At 72.2% G+C, this 21,207-nt stretch carries 24 protein-coding genes; 4 read left to right on the forward strand and 20 right to left on the reverse strand.

What is annotated here, in order from left to right; genetic code table 11:
• Window positions 1-40: 40 nt before the first annotated feature.
• The 15 genes from TPA0908_RS00570 to TPA0908_RS00640 all read right to left on the reverse strand — a co-directional run bounded on the left by TPA0908_RS00570 (window position 41) and on the right by TPA0908_RS00640 (window position 12,540).
• Window positions 41-418, reverse strand: coding sequence for an ArsR/SmtB family transcription factor (locus TPA0908_RS00570; protein ID WP_007073957.1), 378 nt, complete (start codon window positions 416-418; stop codon window positions 41-43).
• A gap of 57 nt (window positions 419-475) precedes the next feature.
• Entirely contained in the window at window positions 476-1,015 is a 540-nt protein-coding gene (gene pyrE / locus TPA0908_RS00575; RefSeq protein WP_281933627.1) for an orotate phosphoribosyltransferase, read from the reverse strand.
• 157 nt (window positions 1,016-1,172) lie between these two features.
• Window positions 1,173-1,982, reverse strand: a complete 810-nt coding sequence (locus TPA0908_RS00580; protein ID WP_281933628.1) for an SDR family NAD(P)-dependent oxidoreductase — start codon at window positions 1,980-1,982, stop codon at window positions 1,173-1,175.
• Window positions 1,979-2,770 (reverse strand): hypothetical protein, encoded by a 792-nt coding sequence (locus tag TPA0908_RS00585; RefSeq protein WP_281933629.1) that lies wholly within the window; start codon window positions 2,768-2,770, stop codon window positions 1,979-1,981. Before TPA0908_RS00585 ends, TPA0908_RS00580 begins: the two co-directional genes overlap by 4 nt.
• 72 nt (window positions 2,771-2,842) lie before the next feature.
• Window positions 2,843-3,676: a hypothetical protein gene (locus TPA0908_RS00590; protein ID WP_281933630.1), complete on the reverse strand. Its 834-nt coding sequence runs from the start codon at window positions 3,674-3,676 to the stop codon at window positions 2,843-2,845.
• On the reverse strand, window positions 3,628-4,185 hold the full coding sequence (locus tag TPA0908_RS31740) for a hypothetical protein (protein WP_374709154.1): 558 nt from the start codon (window positions 4,183-4,185) through the stop codon (window positions 3,628-3,630). Before TPA0908_RS31740 ends, TPA0908_RS00590 begins: the two co-directional genes overlap by 49 nt.
• Before the next feature lie 10 nt (window positions 4,186-4,195).
• Window positions 4,196-5,764: a polyamine aminopropyltransferase gene (locus TPA0908_RS00600; protein WP_281933632.1), complete on the reverse strand. Its 1,569-nt coding sequence runs from the start codon at window positions 5,762-5,764 to the stop codon at window positions 4,196-4,198.
• Window positions 5,761-6,537, reverse strand: coding sequence for a hypothetical protein (locus TPA0908_RS00605; RefSeq protein ID WP_281933634.1), 777 nt, complete (start codon window positions 6,535-6,537; stop codon window positions 5,761-5,763). The genes TPA0908_RS00600 and TPA0908_RS00605 overlap by 4 nt, the downstream gene beginning before the upstream one ends.
• A complete protein-coding gene (locus TPA0908_RS00610; protein ID WP_281933636.1) occupies window positions 6,537-6,959 on the reverse strand; it encodes a DUF350 domain-containing protein in 423 nt (140 codons plus the stop codon). The genes TPA0908_RS00605 and TPA0908_RS00610 overlap by 1 nt, the downstream gene beginning before the upstream one ends.
• Window positions 6,960-6,989: 30 nt before the next feature.
• On the reverse strand, window positions 6,990-7,415 hold the full coding sequence (locus TPA0908_RS00615; RefSeq protein WP_281933638.1) for a DUF4247 domain-containing protein: 426 nt from the start codon (window positions 7,413-7,415) through the stop codon (window positions 6,990-6,992).
• On the reverse strand, window positions 7,412-7,906 hold the full coding sequence (locus TPA0908_RS00620) for a DUF2617 family protein (RefSeq protein ID WP_281933640.1): 495 nt from the start codon (window positions 7,904-7,906) through the stop codon (window positions 7,412-7,414). Before TPA0908_RS00620 ends, TPA0908_RS00615 begins: the two co-directional genes overlap by 4 nt.
• Before the next feature lie 2 nt (window positions 7,907-7,908).
• Entirely contained in the window at window positions 7,909-8,541 is a 633-nt protein-coding gene (locus tag TPA0908_RS00625) for a DUF4178 domain-containing protein (protein ID WP_281933641.1), read from the reverse strand.
• 83 nt (window positions 8,542-8,624) lie between these two features.
• On the reverse strand, window positions 8,625-8,999 hold the full coding sequence (locus tag TPA0908_RS00630) for a hypothetical protein (protein ID WP_281933643.1): 375 nt from the start codon (window positions 8,997-8,999) through the stop codon (window positions 8,625-8,627).
• Between the two features lie 218 nt (window positions 9,000-9,217).
• Window positions 9,218-11,809, reverse strand: coding sequence for an ATP-dependent chaperone ClpB (gene clpB / locus TPA0908_RS00635; protein ID WP_281933645.1), 2,592 nt, complete (start codon window positions 11,807-11,809; stop codon window positions 9,218-9,220).
• Between the two features lie 86 nt (window positions 11,810-11,895).
• The gene (locus TPA0908_RS00640; protein ID WP_281933647.1) at window positions 11,896-12,540 is read right to left on the reverse strand and encodes a TetR/AcrR family transcriptional regulator; all 645 of its coding nucleotides are present in this window, start codon (window positions 12,538-12,540) and stop codon (window positions 11,896-11,898) included.
• A gap of 82 nt (window positions 12,541-12,622) precedes the next feature.
• Here TPA0908_RS00640 and TPA0908_RS00645 point away from each other — a divergent pair, with 82 nt between their 5' ends.
• The 4 genes from TPA0908_RS00645 to TPA0908_RS00660 all read left to right on the forward strand — a co-directional run bounded on the left by TPA0908_RS00645 (window position 12,623) and on the right by TPA0908_RS00660 (window position 16,163).
• On the forward strand, window positions 12,623-13,759 hold the full coding sequence (locus tag TPA0908_RS00645; protein ID WP_281933648.1) for an epoxide hydrolase family protein: 1,137 nt from the start codon (window positions 12,623-12,625) through the stop codon (window positions 13,757-13,759).
• Window positions 13,760-13,848: 89 nt separating this feature from the next.
• Window positions 13,849-14,349, forward strand: a complete 501-nt coding sequence (locus TPA0908_RS00650; RefSeq protein WP_107158231.1) for a cation:proton antiporter regulatory subunit — start codon at window positions 13,849-13,851, stop codon at window positions 14,347-14,349.
• A gap of 5 nt (window positions 14,350-14,354) precedes the next feature.
• A complete protein-coding gene (locus TPA0908_RS00655; RefSeq protein ID WP_281933652.1) occupies window positions 14,355-15,563 on the forward strand; it encodes a cation:proton antiporter in 1,209 nt (402 codons plus the stop codon).
• A gap of 171 nt (window positions 15,564-15,734) precedes the next feature.
• A complete protein-coding gene (locus tag TPA0908_RS00660) occupies window positions 15,735-16,163 on the forward strand; it encodes a hypothetical protein (RefSeq protein WP_107158229.1) in 429 nt (142 codons plus the stop codon).
• Window positions 16,164-16,312: 149 nt separating this feature from the next.
• Here the strand turns inward: TPA0908_RS00660 and TPA0908_RS00665 are convergent, their stop codons facing one another.
• From TPA0908_RS00665 to dnaK, 5 genes are all read right to left on the reverse strand, one after another.
• Entirely contained in the window at window positions 16,313-16,519 is a 207-nt protein-coding gene (locus TPA0908_RS00665) for a hypothetical protein (RefSeq protein WP_281933655.1), read from the reverse strand.
• A gap of 220 nt (window positions 16,520-16,739) precedes the next feature.
• Window positions 16,740-17,180, reverse strand: coding sequence for a heat shock protein transcriptional repressor HspR (locus TPA0908_RS00670; protein ID WP_107158228.1), 441 nt, complete (start codon window positions 17,178-17,180; stop codon window positions 16,740-16,742).
• 24 nt (window positions 17,181-17,204) lie between these two features.
• Window positions 17,205-18,395: a molecular chaperone DnaJ gene (dnaJ, locus tag TPA0908_RS00675; protein ID WP_281933657.1), complete on the reverse strand. Its 1,191-nt coding sequence runs from the start codon at window positions 18,393-18,395 to the stop codon at window positions 17,205-17,207.
• A 79-nt stretch (window positions 18,396-18,474) separates the two neighbouring features.
• Window positions 18,475-19,221: a nucleotide exchange factor GrpE gene (gene grpE, locus TPA0908_RS00680; protein WP_281933660.1), complete on the reverse strand. Its 747-nt coding sequence runs from the start codon at window positions 19,219-19,221 to the stop codon at window positions 18,475-18,477.
• A gap of 48 nt (window positions 19,222-19,269) precedes the next feature.
• A complete protein-coding gene (dnaK, locus tag TPA0908_RS00685; RefSeq protein WP_107158225.1) occupies window positions 19,270-21,138 on the reverse strand; it encodes a molecular chaperone DnaK in 1,869 nt (622 codons plus the stop codon).
• Between the last annotated feature and the right edge of the window lie 69 nt (window positions 21,139-21,207).

The raw sequence follows: 21,207 nt of genomic DNA on the forward strand, positions 1-21,207 counted from the left end.
GGACCCGGCCGGCCGACCCGTCCGCAAACGGGCCGTGGTGTCAGCGAGCCTTCTTGGTGGCCCGCTTCCGCGGCGGGGTGAGCAGATCCGCGATCGTGGCGATCGCGGTCGGCACCAGCCGGTAGTACGCCCAGACACCGCGCTTCTCCCGCTCCAGCAAGCCGGCCTCGGTGAGGATACGCAGGTGGTGACTGACCGTCGGCTGCGAGAGGCCGAGCGGCGCGGTGAGGTCACACACGCACGCCTCCCCCTCGGGAGCCGACTGGATCAGGCTGAGCAGCCGCAGCCGGGCGGGGTCGGCGAGGGCCTTGAGGACCCCCGCCAGCCGCTCGGCGTCGGCGCGTTCGATCGGCTCGCCGGCAAGCGGCGAGATCTGAGGCATGGTCATTTCAGCCAACGCAGTTCCCACGTATTCCATCCTTCCACCAGCAGCATCGATCCGCCTGCATATCAGCAGATCCGAATCGGCAAACTTTTAGGCCACAAGGCCGAGGTCAGCCAACGTATAGGCCGCCCGATAAGGCAGTCCGGCGGCTCGCACCGCGTCGCCGGCGCCTCGATCAACAATAACCGCCACGCCCACGACTTCCGCGCCCGCCTCACGCAACGCCTCGATGGCGGTCAACACACTTCCGCCCGTGGTCGAGGTGTCCTCCACCGCCAACACCCGACGCCCGGACACGTCCGGCCCCTCGATCCGGCGCTGGAGGCCGTGCGCCTTGCCCGCCTTCCGGACCACGAAGGCGTCCAGCGGGCGGTCGGCGCCGGCCGAGGCGTGCAGCATCGCGACGGCCACCGGGTCGGCGCCCAGGGTCAGGCCACCGACCGCGTCGTACGCCCAGTCCGCGGTGAGGTCGCGCATCACCCGGCCGATCAGGGGAGCGGCCTGGTGATGGAGCGTGACGCGACGCAGATCGACGTACCAGTCCGCCTCACGGCCCGACGAGAGCACCACCCGACCGTGGACCACAGCCAGGTCAGTGATGAATTTACGCAGGTCGTCGTGGTCGCCCATGGCGATAGAGCGTACTTCCCGAGTCTGTACGCCGTCTGCGGGGCCCACCGCCGTCAACCCTCCGGGCGACCGATGAGTGGCGATGCCCGGCTACGCTGTGCGACCGTCCATCCCGGCCCGGCGACGGATCGACCCGATCGCCGGGTGCACCGCCCGGTCACCCACCAGCCCGGTCGACAGCTCCCCGGGTGTCGCGCGTGAAGCCGCGCAGCAGCCGTTTCGGCGCGTGCCGCAGCCCGGCCACGGCCAGCTTGTACTTCCAGTCCGGAACGCTCACCAATTTGCCTTTGCCCAGGTCACGCAGCCCTTCATCGACGACGGAGTCGGCCCGCAGCCAGGCCCAGGCGGGCAGTCGGGACATGTCGATGCCGGTTCGCTCGTGGATTCCGGTACGCGTGTAGCCGGGGCAGAGCGCCATCACGCGTACACCGAGCGGAGCCACCGACTGGCCGATCGACTCACTGAAATTGGTCACCCACGCCTTGCTGGCGGAGTATGTCGATCCCGGCATGGGCACCCCGAACCCCGCAACCGAAGAGACATTTATCACTGCCCCATGACCTCGTTCGATCATCGGGCCGAGAGCCGCGTGGGTGAGCCGGAGCACCGCCAGCACGTTGAGCCGCACCAACCGCACCTCGTCCGGGACCGCCGACCTGACGAACGGAGTGTCCAGACTGACCCCGGCATTGTTCACCAGCAGGTCCACCGGCGGGCCGGCGGTCAGCCGGCGCTCAACCACGGCCCAACCGTCGTCGGTGGACAGATCGGCCGGCACGGTCCTGACCTCGCCGCCGTGCCGGCCGGTCAGCTCGGCCGCCAGCGCGTCGAGCCGGGCGGCGTCCCGGGCCACCAGCACCAGGTCCCACCCGTCGGCGGCGAGCCGGCGGGCGAACGCCTCGCCGATCCCCAGGCTGGCGCCGGTGATGAGGGCCCGGCGACGGACGGGTGCGGCGGCGTCGGTCATGGACGATCCTCCGGAGGGGGCGGGCCGGACGGGGACGACGGGGGCGCGGACGGCGGCATCGACGGCGCGGACGCGGGTGGCGGCTGCGGCGCGGACGCGGGTGGGTTCGAGGGCCCGGTCGGTGCGGTCAGGCCGGGTGGCGGGCCCCAGGGCGTCGGCCCGGAGGCGGGCCCGCCGGACACGGTCGCGCCGTAGCCGGTGGCCGGGCCGGACCGCGCCGGGGCCGGACGGCGCAGGAAGGCGTTCGCCGAGGGCGCCGCGAGCAGCGCGGCGACCACCACGTACCCGAGGATCTGCGCCACCAACATGGCCGCGTTCGCCGCGATCCAGAAGTTCGGGTACGCGTCGCCGACCAGCCCCAGCAGGTCGGCGGTGACCCGGTCGTCGGCACCGAGCCGCAGCGGGGCGGCCCGCTGCCCGACCAGCGTCGCGAACCCGCAGCAGCCGCAGAGCAGCCCCAGCCCGGCGACCGCCCAGGTGGCCACCCGTGCGCCGGGGCGACCGGAACGCAGCCCGAGCGCGAGCCCGACCAGCAGCAGCGCGGCCAGCACGCCGAGCACGGCGGCCAGCACGGTCGAGCCGCGCAGCAGGCCGGCGACCCGGTCGATGTCGTCCCCGCCCGCATCGGTGCCCGCCGCGGCGGCCCGGAAGCGGTCCACCGTGCCGCCGGCGATCACCAGGTTCGTCGCCGCGTACGCCACCGCGCCGACCGCCATCAGCAGCAGCACCGCCACCGCCGCGACGACCGTGCCCGGCCGGCGGAGCGCGGCCCGATCGGGGTACGACACGACAGGTCCCTCCGGTAGGCGTCGGCTTGCAACCTACTCGGAGGGACCGTCGGCGTCGCTGATATCCGGACGTCAGTTTCCGGAGGGCGGCTCCGGGTCACGGCGCTCGCCCGGCTGACCGGTCGGCCCGGTCGGCCCGGTCGGTCCGGTCGGCCCGGTCGGTCCGGCCGGTCCGGCCGGTCCGGCCGGCGGCGTGGTCGGCGGCTGGTCGGGGGTCGACGGGTACGCCGGGTACGCCGGGTCGCCCGACTGCCCCGGAGCCGACGGGTAACCGGGGTCGGCCGACTGGCCCGGTGCCGACGGGTACGCCGGGTAGGCGCCACCCGGCACCGGCGGCTCCCAGCCCGCCTTCGGCTTGCGGAAGAACTCGTTCGCCTTCGGCAGCGCCAGCAGGATCAGCGCGCCCAGCAGCGCGAGCAGCGCGACGACGCCGAGCAGCGTGCTGACCGGGGCGAACCAGGACGGCAGCGCGTCCTCCAGCCGGCGCTGGATCTCCTGCCCGCTGGGCAGGTCGCCGCTGGTGTTGCCGCCGCCCATGGTGCCGCCGGAGACGCCGTTGAGCAGGCTGCCACCGGTGCAGCAGAACAGGATGCCGCCCACCACCCAGGTGGTGATGCGGGAGGCGTTCTTGCCCCGGTTGTTCAGCAGCGCCAACACGACGAGACCGGCCGCCAGCAGCAGCGACAGGATCGACGTGCCGATGGTGAAGGCGTACGCGACGTCGCCGGCCGACTCGGCCGAGGTGCCGGCGTACGCGTCTTTCAGCACGTCCCGGATCTTGCCGATGACGGACAGCGTCACGATCAGGTTCAGCACCTGGATCGCGGCGACGAGAATGAGCAGCCAACTGGAAAGCGTCACCACACTGGGACGCGCGCGGGGCGAGGTGCCCGGAGCATCGACCATGATTCTCCCTCCCTGGATGAGATCACCACCGTAGCGATCCCGGGCCAGGTGAGCACGGCAGAAGGGCTCAGCGGTCGGCGGCGCGGCGCAGCCGCCGGTGCTCGGCGGTGACCACGCCGAGCAGCGTCAGGTCGAGCGCCCCTGTCGGTCAGCCCGCCGGGCAGGCCGCTGAGCACCAGGTCGAGCGCGTAGAAGCAGTCGGTGCGGGCGGTGACGAACTTGCCGACCTCGTCGATGAAGAGCCCGAACCCGAAGCCACCGACCACCGCGCCGGCGGTGCGTGGCCCGCCGCCGAGGAACACCAGCGCGATGCCCAGGCCGACGACGAGCAGCAGGCCACCCCGGAGCACGTGCGCGATGTGCAGCCCACCGCCGCCGAGCTGCGGGTAGTTGGCGGCCTGGAGGTAGGCCCGGACGGCCAGCACGGTGACCACACCGGAGAGCACGAACGCCCGGAGGTACGCGGCGGCGTCGATCGCCCGGGTCGGCAGCCGGCGGTGTGCCCGCATGCTCCGAAACCTAGTAGCCGCGCCACTCCTCGCGGGCGTACTCCAGGACCCTGGGCTGCAACAGCGTGGAGGCGGGCACGTCCACCCGGCCACGGTCGGCGGGGAACGTGGCGGCGGCGGCGAGCACCGCCGGGGTGAGGAAACGCAGCGGCGGCGCGTCGGCCGGCAGGGCCAGCTCCGGCGCTGCGTCGCCGGGCGCGGCGAGCACGAACCCCCAGTCGCCGAAGCTCGGCACGTCGACGTGGTACGGCACGGTCGCGAACCCCGCCTCCCGCACCGACCGCTCGATCGACCAGTACGACCGGGGCGCGAAGTAGGGCGAGCCGGACTGCACCACCAGCCGCCCGCCCGGGGCCAGCACCGGCCGGACCAGCGCGTAGAACTCGACCGTGTAGAGCTTCGCGGTGGCCGTCTCGTCCGGGTCGGGCAGGTCGGCGATCACCACGTCGAAGCGTTGCGTGGCGGTCCGCAGCCAGCCGAACGCGTCCAGGTTGAGCACCCGTACCCGGGGGTCGGTGAGCGAGGCGTGGTTGAGGTCGCGCAGTTGCGGCTCGCTGCGGGCCAGCGTCACCACGGCCGGGTCGAGGTCGACGAGCGTCACCGAGCGCACGTCCGGATACTTCAGGATCTCCCGCGCGGCCAGCCCGTCGCCGGCGCCGAGCACCAGCACGTCGCCGTGCGGCCCGCGCATCGCCGGGTGCACCAGTGCCTCGTGGTAGCGGTACTCGTCGACGGAGCTGAACTGGAGGTCACCGTTGAGGAAGAGCCGCAGGTCGGTGTCGGTGTGGCCGACCTCCCGCACCGAGCGGGTCAGCACGATCTCCTGGTAGCGGCTGCGTTCGGCGTGCACCACCGGGTCGCGGTAGAGCTGCTGGCGGGCGGTCACCTCGAAGTCGTGTGCGGTCACCCAGGCGTACCCGAGCAGGAGCGCGACCACGACGGAGCCGGCGCCGAGGCCGACCCGCGCCCGGCGGCCCAGCTCGTCGCGGAACACCGTGAAGACCAGCACCACCCCGGCGACGGCGTTCACCGCGCCGACCACGAGCGCGCCCTTGAGCTGGCCGAAGATCGGCATCAGCAGGAACGGGAAGGCCAGCCCGCCGAGCAGCGCGCCCACGTAGTCGGCGGCGAACAGGTCGGCCACCGCGCTGCCCGCCGACTGCTCGCGGATGCGTTGCAGCATCACCATCAACAGCGGGATCTCCGCGCCGATCAGCAGGCCGAGCACGAACGCGGTGCCGACCAGCGCCGGGCCGTAGAGGTCCAGCCAGGCGAACGCCGCGTAGAGGCCGAGCACGGAGAGGCCGCCGAGCAGCGCGAGCGTCAGCTCGATCGCGGCGAACGCGGGCGCGGCCCGGGACTGCAACGGCTTCGCGACCAGCGCGCCGACGCCCATCGCGAAGACCATCACGCCGAGCACGATCGACGCCTGCCCGACCGCGTCGCCGATCAGGTAGCTGCCGAGCGCGACCAGCGCCAGCTCGTACACCAGGCCGCAGGCCGCGCAGACGAAGACCGCGAGCAGGACCGCCGCGCGGGCCGCGCGCCACCGCGGCCGCGCGGGCACGTCGACGGTCACGCTTCCTCCCGGGTACGCCCGGCGGGTCCCGCCCCGGCGCGCTGCGCGGGCCCGGCTCCCCGGAGCTGCCGTCGTCGCTGTCGCACGCCCACGGCGATGAGCAGCGCGGCGGCCAGCAGCAGGCCGACGGCGGTGAACAGCCAGCCCTTGCGGTCCCGCAGCAGGTCGTTGCCGGCGCTCGGCAGCGGGGCCGGCGTGCCGCTCGGCGTGGCGGTCGGCGTCGCGGCGGCGGGGGCGGGCTCGGCGAGCCCGACCTCGGCGGCGAGCAGCGGCAGCACGGTCGCCGATCGGGTGATCGCCCAGCCGGGCTCGTCGACGAAGGCGTCCTCGTCCAACCCGAAGCGGCTCAGGCCCGTCGCGATCGGGTAGAGGTCGGCGTGTTCGATGTCGGCGGAGCCGTCGACGCCGACACTCGCCGAGTCCCGCGACTCGCTGCTGGAGGACGTGTAGCGGACGACCGCGGAGACTTCGATCCAGCGCGGGCACCGCGGATCGTCCCGCACCGGCACCCGGTCACCGAGGTTGGAGCCGACGCTGATCTCGGTGCTGTAGTCGTAGAGCACCCAGCCGTAGCAGATGCCCTGACCGGTGCTCGCGGCCTGAAGGAGCGGCACGGTCGCGGTCCGCTGCTCGGTCGTCGGTGCGGGCACGTCGGTGCTCTCGCCGCCCCTGATCGCCCCGATGACGCAGGCGCCGACCGTGACCCCGATGATCACCGTCCAGATCAGCACCTGTTGGCGCTTGTTCGGCGGGGTGGTGGCCTTCCCGGTCATCAACTGATGGCGGCGGCGATGATCGCGCCGGTGGCGACGTGCACGGTGGCGGAGATCCACACCGCCGGGTGCGGCTCGGGGTCGACCAGCAGCTCGCCGAGCTTGCCGGGGGTGGCCACGTCGAGCAGCACGAACGCCGCCGCCATGAGCACCAACCCGAGGAATCCGTACGCGGCGGCGCCGACCAGCCCGAGCGTGAAGTCGTCGTCACTGGCCACGATCGCGGCGACCACGACGGTGCCGACGCCGACCAGGTTCGAGGCGAGCAGCAGCGTGGCGTTGCGGTTGCGCTCGGCCCAGATCAGCTCGTGGAGCTTGCCGGGGGTGGCCAGGTCGACAAGCAGGTAGCCGACGGCCATCAGGACCACGCCGACCACGCCGTAGGCGAGGGTGACCAGCAGATCGGTGACGAGATGCTGCACAGGAACTCCAGGGTGAGGGGGTCGGACGGGCTACTTGCCGGCGCCGGGGCCGCCGCCCCGGACGGTGCTGCCTCGGCCCCAGCCCCAGCTGTTGCCGACGACGCTGTGGTACCGGGGGTACGCGGTGGACATCCGCTCCAGCAGGATCACCGAGCCGACGGCGAGCGGGAGGATCACCACCGAGTCGTCGTCGTAGCGCAGGTACACGCCGCTGCCGTCGACGTACTGGTCGGCTGGCTGCCAGGTGTCGGTGATCTCCTTCGAGACCTGGCTCGGCGACCGGTTCGAGGTGTACGCGACGGCCTGCGAGCCGATGTCCCGCCCGGACGCCCGGGAGTAGTGGTCCTGCACGTAGCCGCGTGGTGAGAAGTTGCCGTAGAAGATCGCGAAGGCAGCGACCAGGGCGCCGACCACGGCGACCGCCACGCCCACCACGAACCACCGTCGGTACGTCACAGCTCCTCCACCACCGTCTCGGTCAGGACCAGCTCGTTTGTCTGGGGGTAGGCGTGCCAGGTGCGCCAGGCGACCGGGCCGCCCGGCGGGTCGGGTCGGACGGCGAGCGCGGTGACCGCGTCCTCGTCGCCGGGAAACACCCCGACCAGGGCGAACGGGTCGCCGGCCAGTTCGGCGCGGAGCGCCGCGACCCGGGTGCGCAGGCCGTCGCCGGCCGGCCGCAGCACGGTGGCGGTGAACCGGTAGCCGGCGTTCGCGTCGTGCAGCGTGTCCGGCAGGTGTGGCCGGCGGCCGGGCAGGCAGGCGACCGTCTCGGTCAGCCCGCCGAGGACCACCTGGTGGGAGGCACCGAGCAGGCGCAGCCGCAGTCGGGTCCCGCCGGGCAGGTCGACGTCGCGGACGGCCAGCGCCGGCAGCTCCGGGCCGCCGAGCGTCAGGCTCAGGTCGGCGGCGCGGCTGTCGACGTACGGGGTCTGAAGGGCGACGAGCACGCTCACTTCACCTGGTCCGGGCCGCCTTGCGGATAGATCATCACCTCGGCGCGGCGCAGTTCCTCGCCGAGGTTCACCTCCCAGCCGGCCTCGCCGTACGCCTCGAACGACAGCCGGGCCCCACCGGGCGCCTGGTAGTCGTAGTAGCGCATGGTGCCGCGCGGGTCGAGGCCGGTGCCCTCGGTCGCGGTGTAGCGCGCCTGGCCGGACTCGTCCCAGTTGTAGCGGCGGCCGGCGATCTCCAGCGTCGGGGCGCCCGGCGTCACCGTGGCCCCCGGCTCGCTGGTCCAGAGCACCATCTCCAGGTCCGGCTCCGCCTCGACGGAGAGCCAGCGCTTCACGCCGCCGGCGTCGTCGAGCAGGTGTTCCGCCCAGCTCCAGCCGCCCTCGACCAGGTGCACCGAGCCGCGCACGGTGTACGGCACCTGGCGGATCTCGACGATGTCGCCGGGCTTGAGCGCGCGCGGGTCGCCGCGCAGCGCATCCGCGTCCCGGTCCCGGAACGGGTCACCGGGTGCCGCCTTCGGGCGTGGCGCCGAGCGGGACCTGCGCAGCGCGATCACGGCGATCACCACGCCGGCCACCCCCAGCAGGCACCCCAGCGTGGCCACCACGTACGCCACCGAACCGTTCATGACCGCCTCCCCCCAACCTGCATTGGCGGAGACGGTAACAACCCCGCGCACCTCGGCCGAAGCGCTGTTCGCTGAGTGTGCGATCAGCTACGGTCTGCCGCCGCGAGCCGCTCGGCCGCGTACTCACGCAGCGTGGTGCGGCCCATCACGCAACCGTGGAACGTGGTGAACTCGCCGTCGTCGTCGCGCAGCCGTTCCCAGGCGTTGCGGCCGGCCGCCGGATCGACGGCTTCCAGCAGCGTCGCCGCGTACGCCTTCCCCGCCGGCGAGCCCTTCTTCAGCAGCCGCTCGACCCGCTTCCGGCCCGACTCCGGGTGCTCGCGCAGCTCCTGCTCCAGCCGCCGGTACGCGTAGGTCGGAGGCAGCACCTGCCCGGCGAACCCGACCCCGCCGAAGGCCAGCGTGTCCGCCCCGTCAAGCTCCCGCACCGCCTGATCCAGCTCCCGCTTCCCACTCATACCCCACTATGTGCCCACCCCACCCCCTCCCCACCCCTCCCCCTCCCCCCTTCCCCGCCCCGCCCCTCAGGCGTTGATCAAGGAGTTTGCGTCGGCCGAGGGCCCTTCGGGTGACGCAAACTCCTTGATCAACGAAGTGGGGGTGGGAAGTGCGGCCGGCAGGGGGTGGGTAGGGGAAAGGCCCGGCCGGGAGGCCGGGCCTTTCGGGGTGGAGCGGGTCAGGCGGCGGTTACGGTCAGGGCGTCCTTCGTGTCGGCCAGGTCGACCTGGACCGTGTCGCCGTCGCGGATCTCGCCGGCCAGGAGCGCCTTCGCCAGGCGGTCACCGATGGCCGACTGCACCAACCGGCGCAGCGGGCGCGCGCCGTAGATCGGGTCGTACCCGTGGTCGGCCAGCCAGGTCCGGGCCGCCTCGGTGACGTCCATGCCGAGCCGACGGTCCGCCAGCCGGCGCCGCAGCCGGTCGAGCTGGATGTCGACGATGGCCCGCAGGTCCTCGCCCTGGAGCGCGGCGAACACCACGATGTCGTCGAGGCGGTTGAGGAACTCCGGCTTGAAGTGCGACCGAACCACCGCGAGCACCCCCTCCCGGCGCTCCTCCTCGCTGAGCGTGAGGTCGCTGATCACCGACGACCCCAGGTTCGAGGTGAGGATCAGGATGGCGTTGCGGAAGTCCACCGTCCGGCCCTGGCCGTCGGTGAGCCGGCCGTCGTCGAGCACCTGGAGCAGGATGTCGAAGACGTCCGGGTGGGCCTTCTCCACCTCGTCCAGCAGGATCACCGAGTACGGCCGGCGGCGCACCGCCTCGGTGAGCTGGCCGCCCTCCTCGTATCCGACGTAACCGGGCGGGGCGCCGACCAGGCGGGCCACCGAGTGCTTCTCGCCGTACTCGCTCATGTCGATGCGGACCATGGCCCGCTCGTCGTCGAAGAGGAACTCGGCGAGCGCCTTGGCCAGCTCGGTCTTGCCGACGCCGGTCGGGCCGAGGAAGAGGAAGCTGCCGGTCGGGCGGTCCGGGTCGGCGACGCCGGCCCGGGCGCGGCGGACCGCGTCGGAGACCGCGCCGACCGCCTCGGCCTGGCCGACCACGCGGGCCCGCAGCGACTCCTCCATCCGGAGCAGCTTGGCGGTCTCGCCCTCCAGCAGCCGGCCGGCCGGGATGCCGGTCCAGGAGGCGACCACGGCGGCGATGTCGTCCGCGCCGACCTCCTCCTTGAGCATCGCGCCGTCGGCCTGGAGCCGGGCCAGTTCCTCCTCGGCCTGCTTGAGCTCACCCTTGAGCGTGGGGATCCGGCCGTAGCGCAGCTCGGCGGCGCGTTCCAGCTCGCCGTCGCGCTCGGCCCGCTCGGCCTCGCCGCCGAGCCGCTCCAGCTCCTCCTTGGCGGTGGAGAGCTTGGTGATGTGGCTCTTCTCGGTCTGCCAACGCTCGGAGAGCGCGGTGAGCTGCTCACGCTTGTCGGCCAGTTCCTTGCGCAGCCGCGCCAGGCGCTCGGCGGAGGCGGCGTCGGGCTCCTTGGCCAGCGCCATCTCCTCGATCTCCAGCCGGCGCACCGCCCGCTCGATTTCGTCGACCTCGACCGGGCGCGAGTCGATCTCCATGCGCAGCCGGGACGCGGACTCGTCGACCAGGTCGATCGCCTTGTCCGGCAGGAACCGGTCGGTGATGTAGCGGTCGGAGAGCGCGGCGGCGGCGACCAGCGCGGCGTCGGTGATGCGTACGCCGTGGTGCACCTCGTAGCGCTCCTTGAGCCCGCGCAGGATGCCGATGGTGTCCTCGATGGTCGGCTCGCCGACCAGCACCGGCTGGAAGCGGCGCTCCAGCGCCGGGTCCTTCTCGATGTGCTCGCGGTACTCGTCGAGTGTGGTCGCGCCGACCATCCGCAGCTCGCCGCGGGCCAGCATCGGCTTGAGCATGTTGCCGGCGTCCATCGAGCCCTCGCCCTTGCCGGCGCCGACCACGGTGTGCAGCTCGTCGAGGAACGTGATGACCTGCCCGTCGGAGTTCTTGATCTCCTCCAGCACGGACTTGAGCCGCTCCTCGAACTGGCCGCGGTACTGCGCGCCGGCCACCATCGCGCCCAGGTCCAGCGAGACCAGCTTCTTGTTCCGCAGTGACTCGGGCACGTCGCCGGCGACGATGCGCTGGGCCAGGCCCTCGACGATGGCGGTCTTGCCGACGCCGGGCTCACCGATCAGCACCGGGTTGTTCTTGGTACGCCGGGACAGCACCTGGATCACGCGCCGGATCTCCGAGTCCCGGCCGATCACCGGGTCGATCTTGCCGTCGCGGGCGCTGGCGGTCAGGTCGACGCCGTACTTGGCCAGCGCCTGGTAGGTCTGCTCCGGATCGGCGGTGGTGACCCGACGGTCCCCGCCCCGGACGGTCGGGAACGCGGCGACCAGGTTCTCCTCGGTGGCGCCGGCGTTCTTCAACGCGACCGAGACCGCGCCGCCGACCCGGGCCAGCCCGGCCAGCAGGTGCTCGGTGGAGGTGTACTCGTCGCCGAGCGGCCGGGCGATCTGCTCGGCGGCGCCGATGGCGTTGACGAACTCCCGGGCCAACGTCGGCTCGGCCAGGCTGGAGCCGCGCGCGGCGGGCAGCGCGTCGACCGAGCGCTGGGCGACCCGGCGCAGCTCGGCGGCGTCGGCGCCGACGGCGCGCAGCAGGCCGGCGGCGGTCGAGCCGTCGGTGTCCAGCAGGGCGAGCAGCAGGTGCCAGGGCTCCACGGTGGCGTGACCGCGCTGGTTCGCCAGCGCGACGGCACCGGTGATGGTCTCGCGGCTCTTGGTGGTGAGGCGTTCCGTGTTCATGGGCTCCCCCGGGATCGGCGTGTCCACTGGACATGACACAACCAGAGTTGAGTCTATTCCGCTCAACTCCGGGTGTGTGACCCGGGTCACTTCCCGGTCGACCGCCACCGCCAGTCGAGTTCACCGGCGGCCGGCGGCGGCCCGGGCAACGTCGGCCCCTCAGCGGTCAGGCCGGCCAGCAGAACCGCGAGGTGGCGACGGCGCAACTGCCGGGTCCGGTCCGGATCGGGTACGCGAATCGCCGCGCACCCCTCCAGCAGCAGCCCGACGTCCTGCGTCACCACGTCCGGCCGGAGCCGCCCGGCGTCGCGCGCCCGCCCGACCAGCGCGTCGACCAGCTCGTTCGCCCGCACCGCGGCGTGACCCATCTCCTCCGTCGGGGTGAAGGTGCCGGCCAGGTGCACGGTGAGGGAGTGCACGTCGGCGTCGACCACACGCTCCAGGAAGCCGGCGAGCGCGGCCCAGTCGTCCGGATCGGCAGCGGCCTCCTCAGCCGCCGCGACGAACCGGCGCAGCCCGTCGTGGCAGAGCTTGCGCAGCAGGTCCTCCTTGCCGGCGTACCGCCGGTAGAGGGCACTGATGCCGACGCCGGCCCGCTCGGCGACGGCGGCGATGGGGGCCTTCGGATCGTCCAGGAAGACCGCGCGTGCGGCAGCCAGGATCGTCTCGTCGTTGCGCGCCGCCTGCGCGCGCCGGCCGGCCAGCGGCGGGCTGTCGATCGGGTTGGGCATGGGTCGAGGATAACAGTGGAACGGATCGTTCCGCTCTGTTACTGTGAAACGGAACGAAACATTCCGTTCTGAAGGAGCAGTCATGTCGGACGCCACTCTCCGCCCGTTCCGCGTCGAGATCCCGCAGTACGCCCTCGACGACCTCGCCGACCGCCTGCGCCGGACCATCTGGCCGGGTGAGCTGCCGGGCGTGGGCGCCGCCTACGGCATGCCGACCGAGCGGGTGCGGGCGTTGGCGACGTACTGGCTGGAGAAGTTCGACTGGCGCGCGGTCGAGGCCCGGCTCAACGCCCACCCGCAGTTCGTCACCGAGATCGAGGGAGAGGAGATCCACTTCCTGTACGTGCGGTCGTCCCGGCCGGACGCCACCCCGCTGGTGCTCACCCACGGGTGGCCCGGCTCCGTGATCGAATACCTGGACGTGATCGGCCCGCTCACCGAGCCGACCGATCCGGCCGCGCCCGCGTTCCACCTGGTGATTCCGTCCTTGCCGGGATTCGGCTTCTCCGGCCCGACCCGCAGTGCCGGCTGGAACCGTTTCCGCACCGCCCGGGCCTGGGCCGAGCTGATGGCCCGCCTCGGCCACCACCGGTACGGCGCGGTCGGCAACGACGCCGGCTCGATGGTCTCGCCCGAACTGGGCCGCCTCGACCCGGACCATGTGCTCGGCGTGCACGTCACCCAGCTTTTCTCGTTCCCGTCCGGCGACCCCGCCGAGTTCGACGGGCTGACCGAGGCCGACCAGGCCGCGTTGCAGCACCTCCAGTGGTTCTACGAGAACAAGTTCTCCTTCAACCAGGTGCAGAGCCAACAGCCGCAGACGCTCGCGTTCGCGCTGGCCGACTCGCCGGTCGGCCTGCTCGCCTGGAATGGGCAACTCCTCGACGAGAGCCTTGACCCGGACTTCGTCCTGGCCAACGTCGCGATCTACTGGCTCACCGGCACCGTCGGCTCGGCGATGCGGTTCTACTGGGAGGACGCGCACGCCACCGAGCAGCCGACCGGGCCGACCACGACGCCGACCGCGCTGGCGATGTTTCCGGGCGACTTCCAGTCGATCCGCCGGTTCGCCGACCGGGACCACGCCAACATCGTCCGCTGGCACGCCTTCGAGGCGGGGCCCGAGCAGCGCGGGAGCGTCGGCGGACACTACGCCGCACACGAGGCGACCGACGTGCTGGTCGGTGACATCCGGCAGTTCTTCGCCGGGCTCCGCTGAGCGGGCCCGAGGCTCGGGTGCGAGCTGATCGCCCATCACCAGGTCTCCGCAGGGAGCAGCATGTGCCCGGCAGAGGTAGCCTCACCGGCGTGCGAGTACGTGTCGAACAGACCGCCTTACCGGGAATCGGCGTACGTCATGACCTGATGACGGAATCCGGCCGCCGGCTCGGCGTGGTCTCCCATCGCAATGGCCGCCGCGACCTGGTCCTCTACGACCCGGACGATCCCGACTCCTGTCAGCACGACATACCGCTGACCGACGACGAGGCGGAGGCGCTGGCCGACATCCTCGGCGCGTCGCTGATGCTGGGTCAGCTCTCCGGGCTGCGCGAGCAGGCTGCCGGGCTGCTGACCGAGCAGATCGTCATCCCGGCCGGCTCGAAGTACGTCGGTCGGCGGCTCGGCGACACGAAGGCCCGCACCCGGACCAGCGCGTCCATCGTGGCCGTGCTGCGTCAGGGCGAGGTGAACGTCTCGCCCGACCCCACCTTCCGGTTCGAATCCGGCGACGTGGTCGTCGTGGTCGGCACCCGACAGGGGCTCGACGGCGTCACCTCCATCCTCGCCGAGACCGACCCGGACGGCTGACGCGTATGCACGAAACCCAAATCCTGCTCGTCGAGGTCGGCGCGCTGCTGCTCCTGCTCGGCCTGCTCGGCCGGCTCAGCCGTCGCGTCGGCGTCTCGCCCATCCCGCTCTACCTGCTCGCCGGCCTCGCCTTCGGGCACGGCGGCCTGCTGCCGCTCAACGCCAGCGAGGAGTTCTTCGCCGTCGGCGCGGAGATCGGCGTGATCCTGCTGCTGGTCATGCTCGGGCTGGAGTACAGCGCGAACGAACTGGTCGGCAACCTCCGCTCTGCCGCGCCCGCCGGGCTCATCGACGCGGTGTTCAACGCGCTGCCCGGCTTCGCGTTCGCGCTGCTGCTCGGCTGGGGCTGGGTCGCCGCCGTGGTGCTCGCCGGCGTCACCTGGGTGTCGTCCTCGGGTGTGATCGCCAAGGTGCTCGGCGACCTGGGCCGGGTCGGTAACCGGGAGACCCCGGTGATCCTCTCTGTCCTGGTGATCGAGGACCTGGCGATGGCGCTCTACCTGCCGCTGGTCACCGCGCTGCTCGCCGGGGTCGGCCTGATGAAGGGCGGCATCGCGCTCGCCATCGCGGTGTTCACCGTGGTCGTCGTGCTGGCCGTGGCGATCCGGTACGGGCACCTGATCTCCACCGCGCTCTCCGCCAAGGATCCGGAGGCGCTGCTGCTCGGCGTGCTCGGCCTGACCCTGCTGGTCGCCGGTATCGCGGCCAAGCTCCAGGTCTCCGCCGCGGTCGGCGCGTTCCTGGTCGGCATCGCGCTGTCCGGGCCGGTCGCGCACCACGCCACGGAACTTCTGTCGCCGCTGCGGGACCTCTTCGCCGCGGTCTTCTTCGTGTTCTTCGGGCTGGTAACCAACCCGCTGGACATGCCGCCGGTGCTGCTGCCCGCGCTGCTGCTGGCCGTGGTGACCATGGCGACGAAGGTGGCCACCGGCTACCTGGCCGCCCGTCGGGCCGGGATCGCCGAGCCCGGACGCTGGCGGGCCGGCCTGGCGCTCACCCCGCGCGGTGAGTTCTCCATCGTCATCGCCGGGCTGGCCGTGTCGGCCGTCTACCCGGTGGAGCCGAAGCTGGCCGCGCTCGCCACCGCGTACGTGCTGATCACGGTGGTGACCGGCCCGCTGCTCGCCCGACTGCCGGACACCACCTGGTTCAAGCAGTGGCTGCGCCGACGCGCCGCCGCCACCCGACCGGTCACGGTGCCGGTGGGCGACTGACCCGCGGCCGGGCCTGATCGGCTGCTCAGCCGGTCCGGCCCGGCCAACGGTTGTCAAATTGATTCTGGGAAGGTCTACCACTGCTCCGCCGAAGCGCGTTAACGTGTCGCCCCAGCAGTCTGGGTCCGCGGGTGGCCGGAGCCCCCGTCAGCGTCAGCGGAAGGTCGGCCGGTGAACGTGCGGGAAGAGACGTTCCACGGCTTCGCCAACCCGGTCGACCCGTCGCCCGCCGAGCTGCGGGCCTGGGCGTACCAACCGGACTCGGTGCCGCTGGCCTCCATGCCACCGGACTGGGACCTGCTGGTCGCCGGTGACCACCTGGTGCAGACGCTGTTCGACCTGGCCATGGACCGGTCCTGCCCGGCCCGCCGGTTCGCGCTGCACTGCCTCTACATCTACGCCGCCGACGGCATCCGGACGAACTTCCGCGCGCACCCGAAACGCCGCTTCCGCAAGCTGGTCGAACAGGCCGAACGGACCGGCGACGACCTGATGCGCAACTGGGCGCACAACAGCCGGGTGCTGCTCGCCCGCCCGGATCTCTTCGTCTACCGCGACTGGTGCGAGGGCGGCCTGGTGCGCGAGAACCGCCGCCTCTGACCCCCGCCGATCTTGGAGTTGTGGCGCCAAGGTTTGCGGTGTGTGCGCCTTTTGCGAGGTGCCATAACTCCAAGATCGGCGCGGGTGGCGGGTGGCGGGCGAACGGGCCGGGACCCCCCGTGGGTCCCGGCCCGCACGTCGGTGGACCGTCAGGTCGATCCGCCCTGCTTCCTGCGCCGCTCGTCGTCCCTGGCGCGGTCCACACCGTGGTCGGTCTGGTCGGCGAAGCGCCCTTCCTTGACCTTGTCGCTGAAGCGGCCCTCGGTGACCCGGTCGAACCGCTCCTTGACGTTCTCGGCCACCTTCTCGAGGCGTTCCTCCGCGCGTTCCGCCACTTTCTTCGCCGGTTCCGCCATGGCTCCCCCCGCCAGCCCGGATTCCGTTTCGGGGCATTTATCCCTGATCCAAAGAGTAGTGGAACCCATCTCGCCGCGCCCCACTTTCCGCAACCTCCACGCCGGCCGGCACTCACCAACTGTGCAGCCGTGGGGGCAACCGGGAGATGACGGAGGGCCGGCCCGCCCCCGGGAACAGCGGGGAGCGGGCCGGCCCTCGGACGAGCGCGAGCAGCAGGTGTCAGCGATCGGGGGTACGGCGGGGACGCCAGACCACGAGCGCGGTGGAGGTGCGGTTGGTGGGCACCAGGTCGCCGCGGGGGAAGCCACCCAGCGACTCCAGCTCGGCGATCCGCCGGTACGCGGCGTCCAGCTCCGCCTCCAGCCGGGCCACCCGCTGCTGCGCCTCCTCCAGCAGCCGCTCCAGCCCGATGATCCGCTTGACCCCGGCCAGGTTGATCCCGTCGTCCTGGCTGAGCCGCTGCACCTCGCGGAGCAGCACCACGTCCCGGACGCTGTACCGGCGACCGCCGCCGGCCGCCCGACCGGGCTGCACCAGGCCCAGCCGGTCGTACTGGCGCAGCGTCTGGGGGTGCATGCCCGCCATCCGCGCCGCCACCGAGATCATCAGAATCTTGGCTTCGTAGGCCGGGTCACCCGAGCCGACGTACTCCTCCGACATGCCCGTTCACCTCCGCTGCCGCCGTCAACCGAATCGACGTACCCGCGCGTCGAGATGTTCCCGCGCGGCGGGCGGAGTCTGTGCCGCGAAGGTCTCCAGCGCCGCCCGCGCCTCGTCCGACACCTTCGCCGGGACCACCACGTCGAGCGTGACCAGCAGGTCACCGGCGCGCCCGTCGTTGCGTACGACGCCCTTGCCCCGGGCCCGCAGCACCCGCCCGGCGGGGGTACCCGGTGGCACCCGCAACGTCACCGTGCCGTCCAGGGTCGGCACCCGCAGGTCGGTGCCGAGCACCGCCTCGGCGTACGTGATCGGGACGTTCAGGGTCAGATCGTCCCCGGTGCGTCCGAACAGCTCGTCCGGGCGCACCTTCACGTGCACGAACAGATCGCCCGCCGGGCCGCCCCGGTCGCCGGGTTCGCCGCGACCGGCCAGTCGGATCCGCTGGCCGTCGGCCACCCCGGCCGGGAAACGCACGGTCAGCGTGCGGGTCTTGGTGACCCCGCCGCTGCCGTGGCACTCCGGGCACTTCTCCTCGACGATCGTGCCGACACCCTGGCAGTTGCGGCACGGCTCGGAGAAGCTGAACGACCCCTGGTTGCGGGTGGTCACGCCGGCGCCGTGGCAGACCGGGCAGGCCAGCGGCGTGGTGCCCGGCTTCGCGCCGTTGCCGTGGCAGGTGTCGCAGACCCCTGGTGCGCGCAGCGTCAGCGGCAGCGTGACGCCGCGGACCGCGTCGGAGAAGTCCAGCGCCACCTCGGCCTCGACGTCCCGGCCCCGGGCCGGACCGCGCGGGCGTGCCCCGCCGCCGGCGCCGCCACCGGAGAAGATCGTGCTGAACAGGTCGGTGAAGCCGCCGCCACCGAACCGGGCGTCGCCACCACCGCCGGCACCGCCGCCGCCGAACAGGTCGGAGACGTCGAACGGCGCGCCCCCGGACTGGCCCGCGCCGCGGGCGCCGCGCCGGAACGCGCCCGAGCCGAAGAGCGACCGCATCTCGTCGTACTCGCGACGCTTCTTCTCGTCGCCGAGCACCGCGTACGCCTCGGAGACGGTCTTGAACCGCTCCTCGGCCCCGGCATCACCGGGGTTGTGGTCCGGATGCGACTCCCGGGCCAGCTTCCGGTACGACTTCTTGATCTCGTCCGAGGAGGCGGACTTGTCCACGCCCAACGCGGCGTAGTAGTCCTTCTCGATCCAGTCCTTGGAACTCACCGGTCCACCCCCTTCCACGGGTCGAATCCCGGTCGTCCCGCCCGCCCGGTGCGGGCGGGCGGGACGTCACGGGTCGGCACTACTCCGGGTCCGCGACCGCGACCAGGGCCGGCCGCAGCAGGCGCTCGCCGAGTTGGTAGCCCCGGCGCATGACCTGCACGCAGGTCGGCTCCGTCACGTCGGCGGAGGTCTGGTGCGCCACCGCCTCGTGCCGGGTCGGGTCGAACGGGTCGCCCTGCTCACCGAACGCGGTCAGGCCGAACTTGCCCAGCGCGGCGGTGAGCTGGTCGGCCACACTGCCGAACGGACCCACCAGGTCGCCGTGCTCGCGGGCCCGGTCCAGGTCGTCGAGGATCGGCAGGAGCGCGGTGAGCACCCCGCCGGTCGCCTGCTCCTGGACCAGGTTGCGGTCGCGGTCGACCCGCTTGCGGTAGTTGGCGTACTCCGCCGACACCCGCTGGAGGTCGCGGGTGCGCTCCTCCAGGTCGGAGCGGAGCGACTCCAGCTCGGCGCCGAGCGGCGCCTTGCCGGTCTCGTCGCTCGGCTCGGCCGGCGCGTCGACCACGGGGGGCCCGGCGACGTCGGCGTCGCCGCCGATCTCGTCGACCACGACCTCGGCCTCCTCGACCAGCCCTTCGGCGGGCGCGTCGGCGGCGGCGTCGGCGGCGGACGGGTCGTTCGCCGGCTCCTCGGTCACCTTGCCGAGCTTGCGCTTGTCGCGGATGACGACCCGCGGCTCGTCGCCGGCGTCCTTGCCGGCGCCCGCGGAGCCACCCGGCGCCGACCCGGTGGAACCCGGGTCGGCCGCTCGTGGCGTGTCCGTCATGCGGTCACCTCATCCCTCTGCGGTGCGGATCGTGCCGGGGACCGACTGTCACTTCTTGTCCTCGTCCACGATCTCCGCGTCGACCACGTCGTCGGCGCCGCCGGCCTGCGGACCGCCGGTCGCACCCGCGCCGGCACCCGGCCCGGCCGCACCCGCACCGGGAGCGCCCGGCTCACCCTCCTGCTGCTGCGCGTAGAGCAGCGAGCCGGCCTGCTGGGAGACCTGGGCCAGCTTCTCGTGCGCGGCCTTGATCTTCTCGATGTCCTGCCCGCCGAGGGCGCTGCGCAGCTCGCCGAGCGCCTCGTTGAGCTGGTCCCGGTTCTCGGCCGGCAGCTTGTCGCCGCTCTCGGCGAGGAACTTCTCGGTCTGCCACTGGAGCGCCTCGGCGACGTTGCGGGTCTCCGCCTCCTCGCGGCGGCGCTTGTCCTCGTCCGCGTGCTCCTCGGCGTCCCGGCGCATGCGCTCGATGTCGTCCTTCGGCAGCGAGGAGCCGCCGGTGATCGTCATCTTCTGTTCCTTGCCGGTGCCCAGGTCCTTGGCGTGCACGTTGACGATGCCGTTGGCGTCGATGTCGAACGTGACCTCGATCTGCGGCACGCCGCGCGGCGCCGGCGGGAGGCCGGTCAGCTCGAACGTGCCGAGCTTCTTGTTGTAGGCCGCGATCTCCCGCTCGCCCTGGAACACCTGGATCAGCACCGACGGCTGGTTGTCGTCGGCCGTGGTGAAGACCTCGGAGCGCTTGGTCGGGATGGTGGTGTTGCGCTCGATGAGCTTGGTGAAGATGCCGCCCTTGGTCTCGATGCCGAGGCTCAGCGGCGTCACGTCGAGCAGCAGGACGTCCTTGACCTCGCCCTTGAGCACGCCGGCCTGGAGCGCGGCGCCGACGGCAACGACCTCGTCCGGGTTGACGCCCTTGTTCGGGTCGCGGCCGGTGAGCTGCTTGACCAGGTCGGTGACGGCCGGCATCCGGGTCGAGCCGCCGACCAGGATGACGTGGTCGACGTCGGAGACCTTGATCCCGGCGTCCTTGACGGCCTGCTCGAACGGGCCCTTGCAGCGGTCCAGCAGGTCCTGCGTCATGCGCTGGAACTCGGCGCGGCTCAGCGTCACGTCGAGGTGCAGCGGGCCGGCCGAGCCGGCGGTGATGTACGGCAGGTTGATGTTGCTGGTGGTGGCCGCGGACAGCTCGATCTTGGCCTTCTCGGCCGCCTCCTTGAGCCGCTGCATGGCCATCTTGTCCTGCGAGAGGTCGATGCCGTGCTCGCCGCGGAACGTCTTCACCAGGTGGTCGATGATCCGCTGGTCCCAGTCGTCGCCGCCGAGCTGGTTGTCACCGCTCGTCGACTTCACCTCGACGACGCCCTCGGCCAGCTCCAGCAGGGACACGTCGAACGTGCCGCCACCGAGGTCGAAGACCAGGACGGTCTGCTCCTTGGAGCCCTTGTCCAGGCCGTACGCCAGGGCGGCCGCGGTCGGCTCGTTCACGATCCGCAGCACGTTGAAGCCGGCGATCTCACCGGCCTCCTTGGTGGCCTGGCGCTGCCCGTCGTTGAAGTAGGCCGGGACGGTGATCACCGCGTCGGCGATCTGCTCGCCCAGGTACGCCTCGGCGTCCCGCTTGAGCTTCATCAGCGTCCGCGCGGAGATCTCCTGCGGGGTGTACTTCTTGCCGTCGATGTCGACGGTCCAGTTGGTGCCGATCTCCCGCTTGACCGAGCGGATGGTCCGGTCGGGGTTGGTCACCGCCTGGCGCTTGGCGACCTCACCGACGAGCACCTCGCCGTTGCGGGCGAACGCGACGATCGAGGGAGTCGTACGCGAGCCCTCAGCGTTGGCGATGACGGTGGGCTCACCGCCCTCGAGAACGCTGACGCAGGAGTTCGTCGTGCCGAGGTCGATGCCGACCGCACGTGCCATGTTCGCTTCCTCGCTTCATAACGGGTGAGCAGGTCGGTTGGCCTGCCCGGCGGGGTCGCCCGGAAGGCA

Source organism: Micromonospora sp. AKA38 (assembly GCF_027925725.1).
Taxonomy (GTDB): Bacteria; Actinomycetota; Actinomycetes; order Mycobacteriales; family Micromonosporaceae; genus Micromonospora.

What these genes read in the sequence shown, in the direction of transcription:
- TPA0908_RS00655 (WP_281933652.1), top strand. Translation starts at nt 14,355, where the DNA reads ATGCACGAAACCCAAATCCTGCTCGTCGAGGTCGGCGCGCTGCTGCTC.
- TPA0908_RS00640 (WP_281933647.1), bottom strand. Translation starts at nt 12,540, where the DNA reads ATGCCCAACCCGATCGACAGCCCGCCGCTGGCCGGCCGGCGCGCGCAG.
- TPA0908_RS00580 (WP_281933628.1), bottom strand. Translation starts at nt 1,982, where the DNA reads ATGACCGACGCCGCCGCACCCGTCCGTCGCCGGGCCCTCATCACCGGC.
- TPA0908_RS00645 (WP_281933648.1), top strand. Translation starts at nt 12,623, where the DNA reads ATGTCGGACGCCACTCTCCGCCCGTTCCGCGTCGAGATCCCGCAGTAC.
- TPA0908_RS00670 (WP_107158228.1), bottom strand. Translation starts at nt 17,180, where the DNA reads ATGTCGGAGGAGTACGTCGGCTCGGGTGACCCGGCCTACGAAGCCAAG.
- pyrE (WP_281933627.1), bottom strand. Translation starts at nt 1,015, where the DNA reads ATGGGCGACCACGACGACCTGCGTAAATTCATCACTGACCTGGCTGTG.
- dnaK (WP_107158225.1), bottom strand. Translation starts at nt 21,138, where the DNA reads ATGGCACGTGCGGTCGGCATCGACCTCGGCACGACGAACTCCTGCGTC.
- grpE (WP_281933660.1), bottom strand. Translation starts at nt 19,221, where the DNA reads ATGACGGACACGCCACGAGCGGCCGACCCGGGTTCCACCGGGTCGGCG.
- TPA0908_RS00570 (WP_007073957.1), bottom strand. Translation starts at nt 418, where the DNA reads ATGGAATACGTGGGAACTGCGTTGGCTGAAATGACCATGCCTCAGATC.
- TPA0908_RS31740 (WP_374709154.1), bottom strand. Translation starts at nt 4,185, where the DNA reads ATGCGGGCACACCGCCGGCTGCCGACCCGGGCGATCGACGCCGCCGCG.
- TPA0908_RS00625 (WP_281933641.1), bottom strand. Translation starts at nt 8,541, where the DNA reads ATGAACGGTTCGGTGGCGTACGTGGTGGCCACGCTGGGGTGCCTGCTG.
- TPA0908_RS00630 (WP_281933643.1), bottom strand. Translation starts at nt 8,999, where the DNA reads ATGAGTGGGAAGCGGGAGCTGGATCAGGCGGTGCGGGAGCTTGACGGG.
- clpB (WP_281933645.1), bottom strand. Translation starts at nt 11,809, where the DNA reads ATGAACACGGAACGCCTCACCACCAAGAGCCGCGAGACCATCACCGGT.
- TPA0908_RS00605 (WP_281933634.1), bottom strand. Translation starts at nt 6,537, where the DNA reads ATGACCGGGAAGGCCACCACCCCGCCGAACAAGCGCCAACAGGTGCTG.
- TPA0908_RS00665 (WP_281933655.1), bottom strand. Translation starts at nt 16,519, where the DNA reads ATGGCGGAACCGGCGAAGAAAGTGGCGGAACGCGCGGAGGAACGCCTC.
- TPA0908_RS00590 (WP_281933630.1), bottom strand. Translation starts at nt 3,676, where the DNA reads ATGGTCGATGCTCCGGGCACCTCGCCCCGCGCGCGTCCCAGTGTGGTG.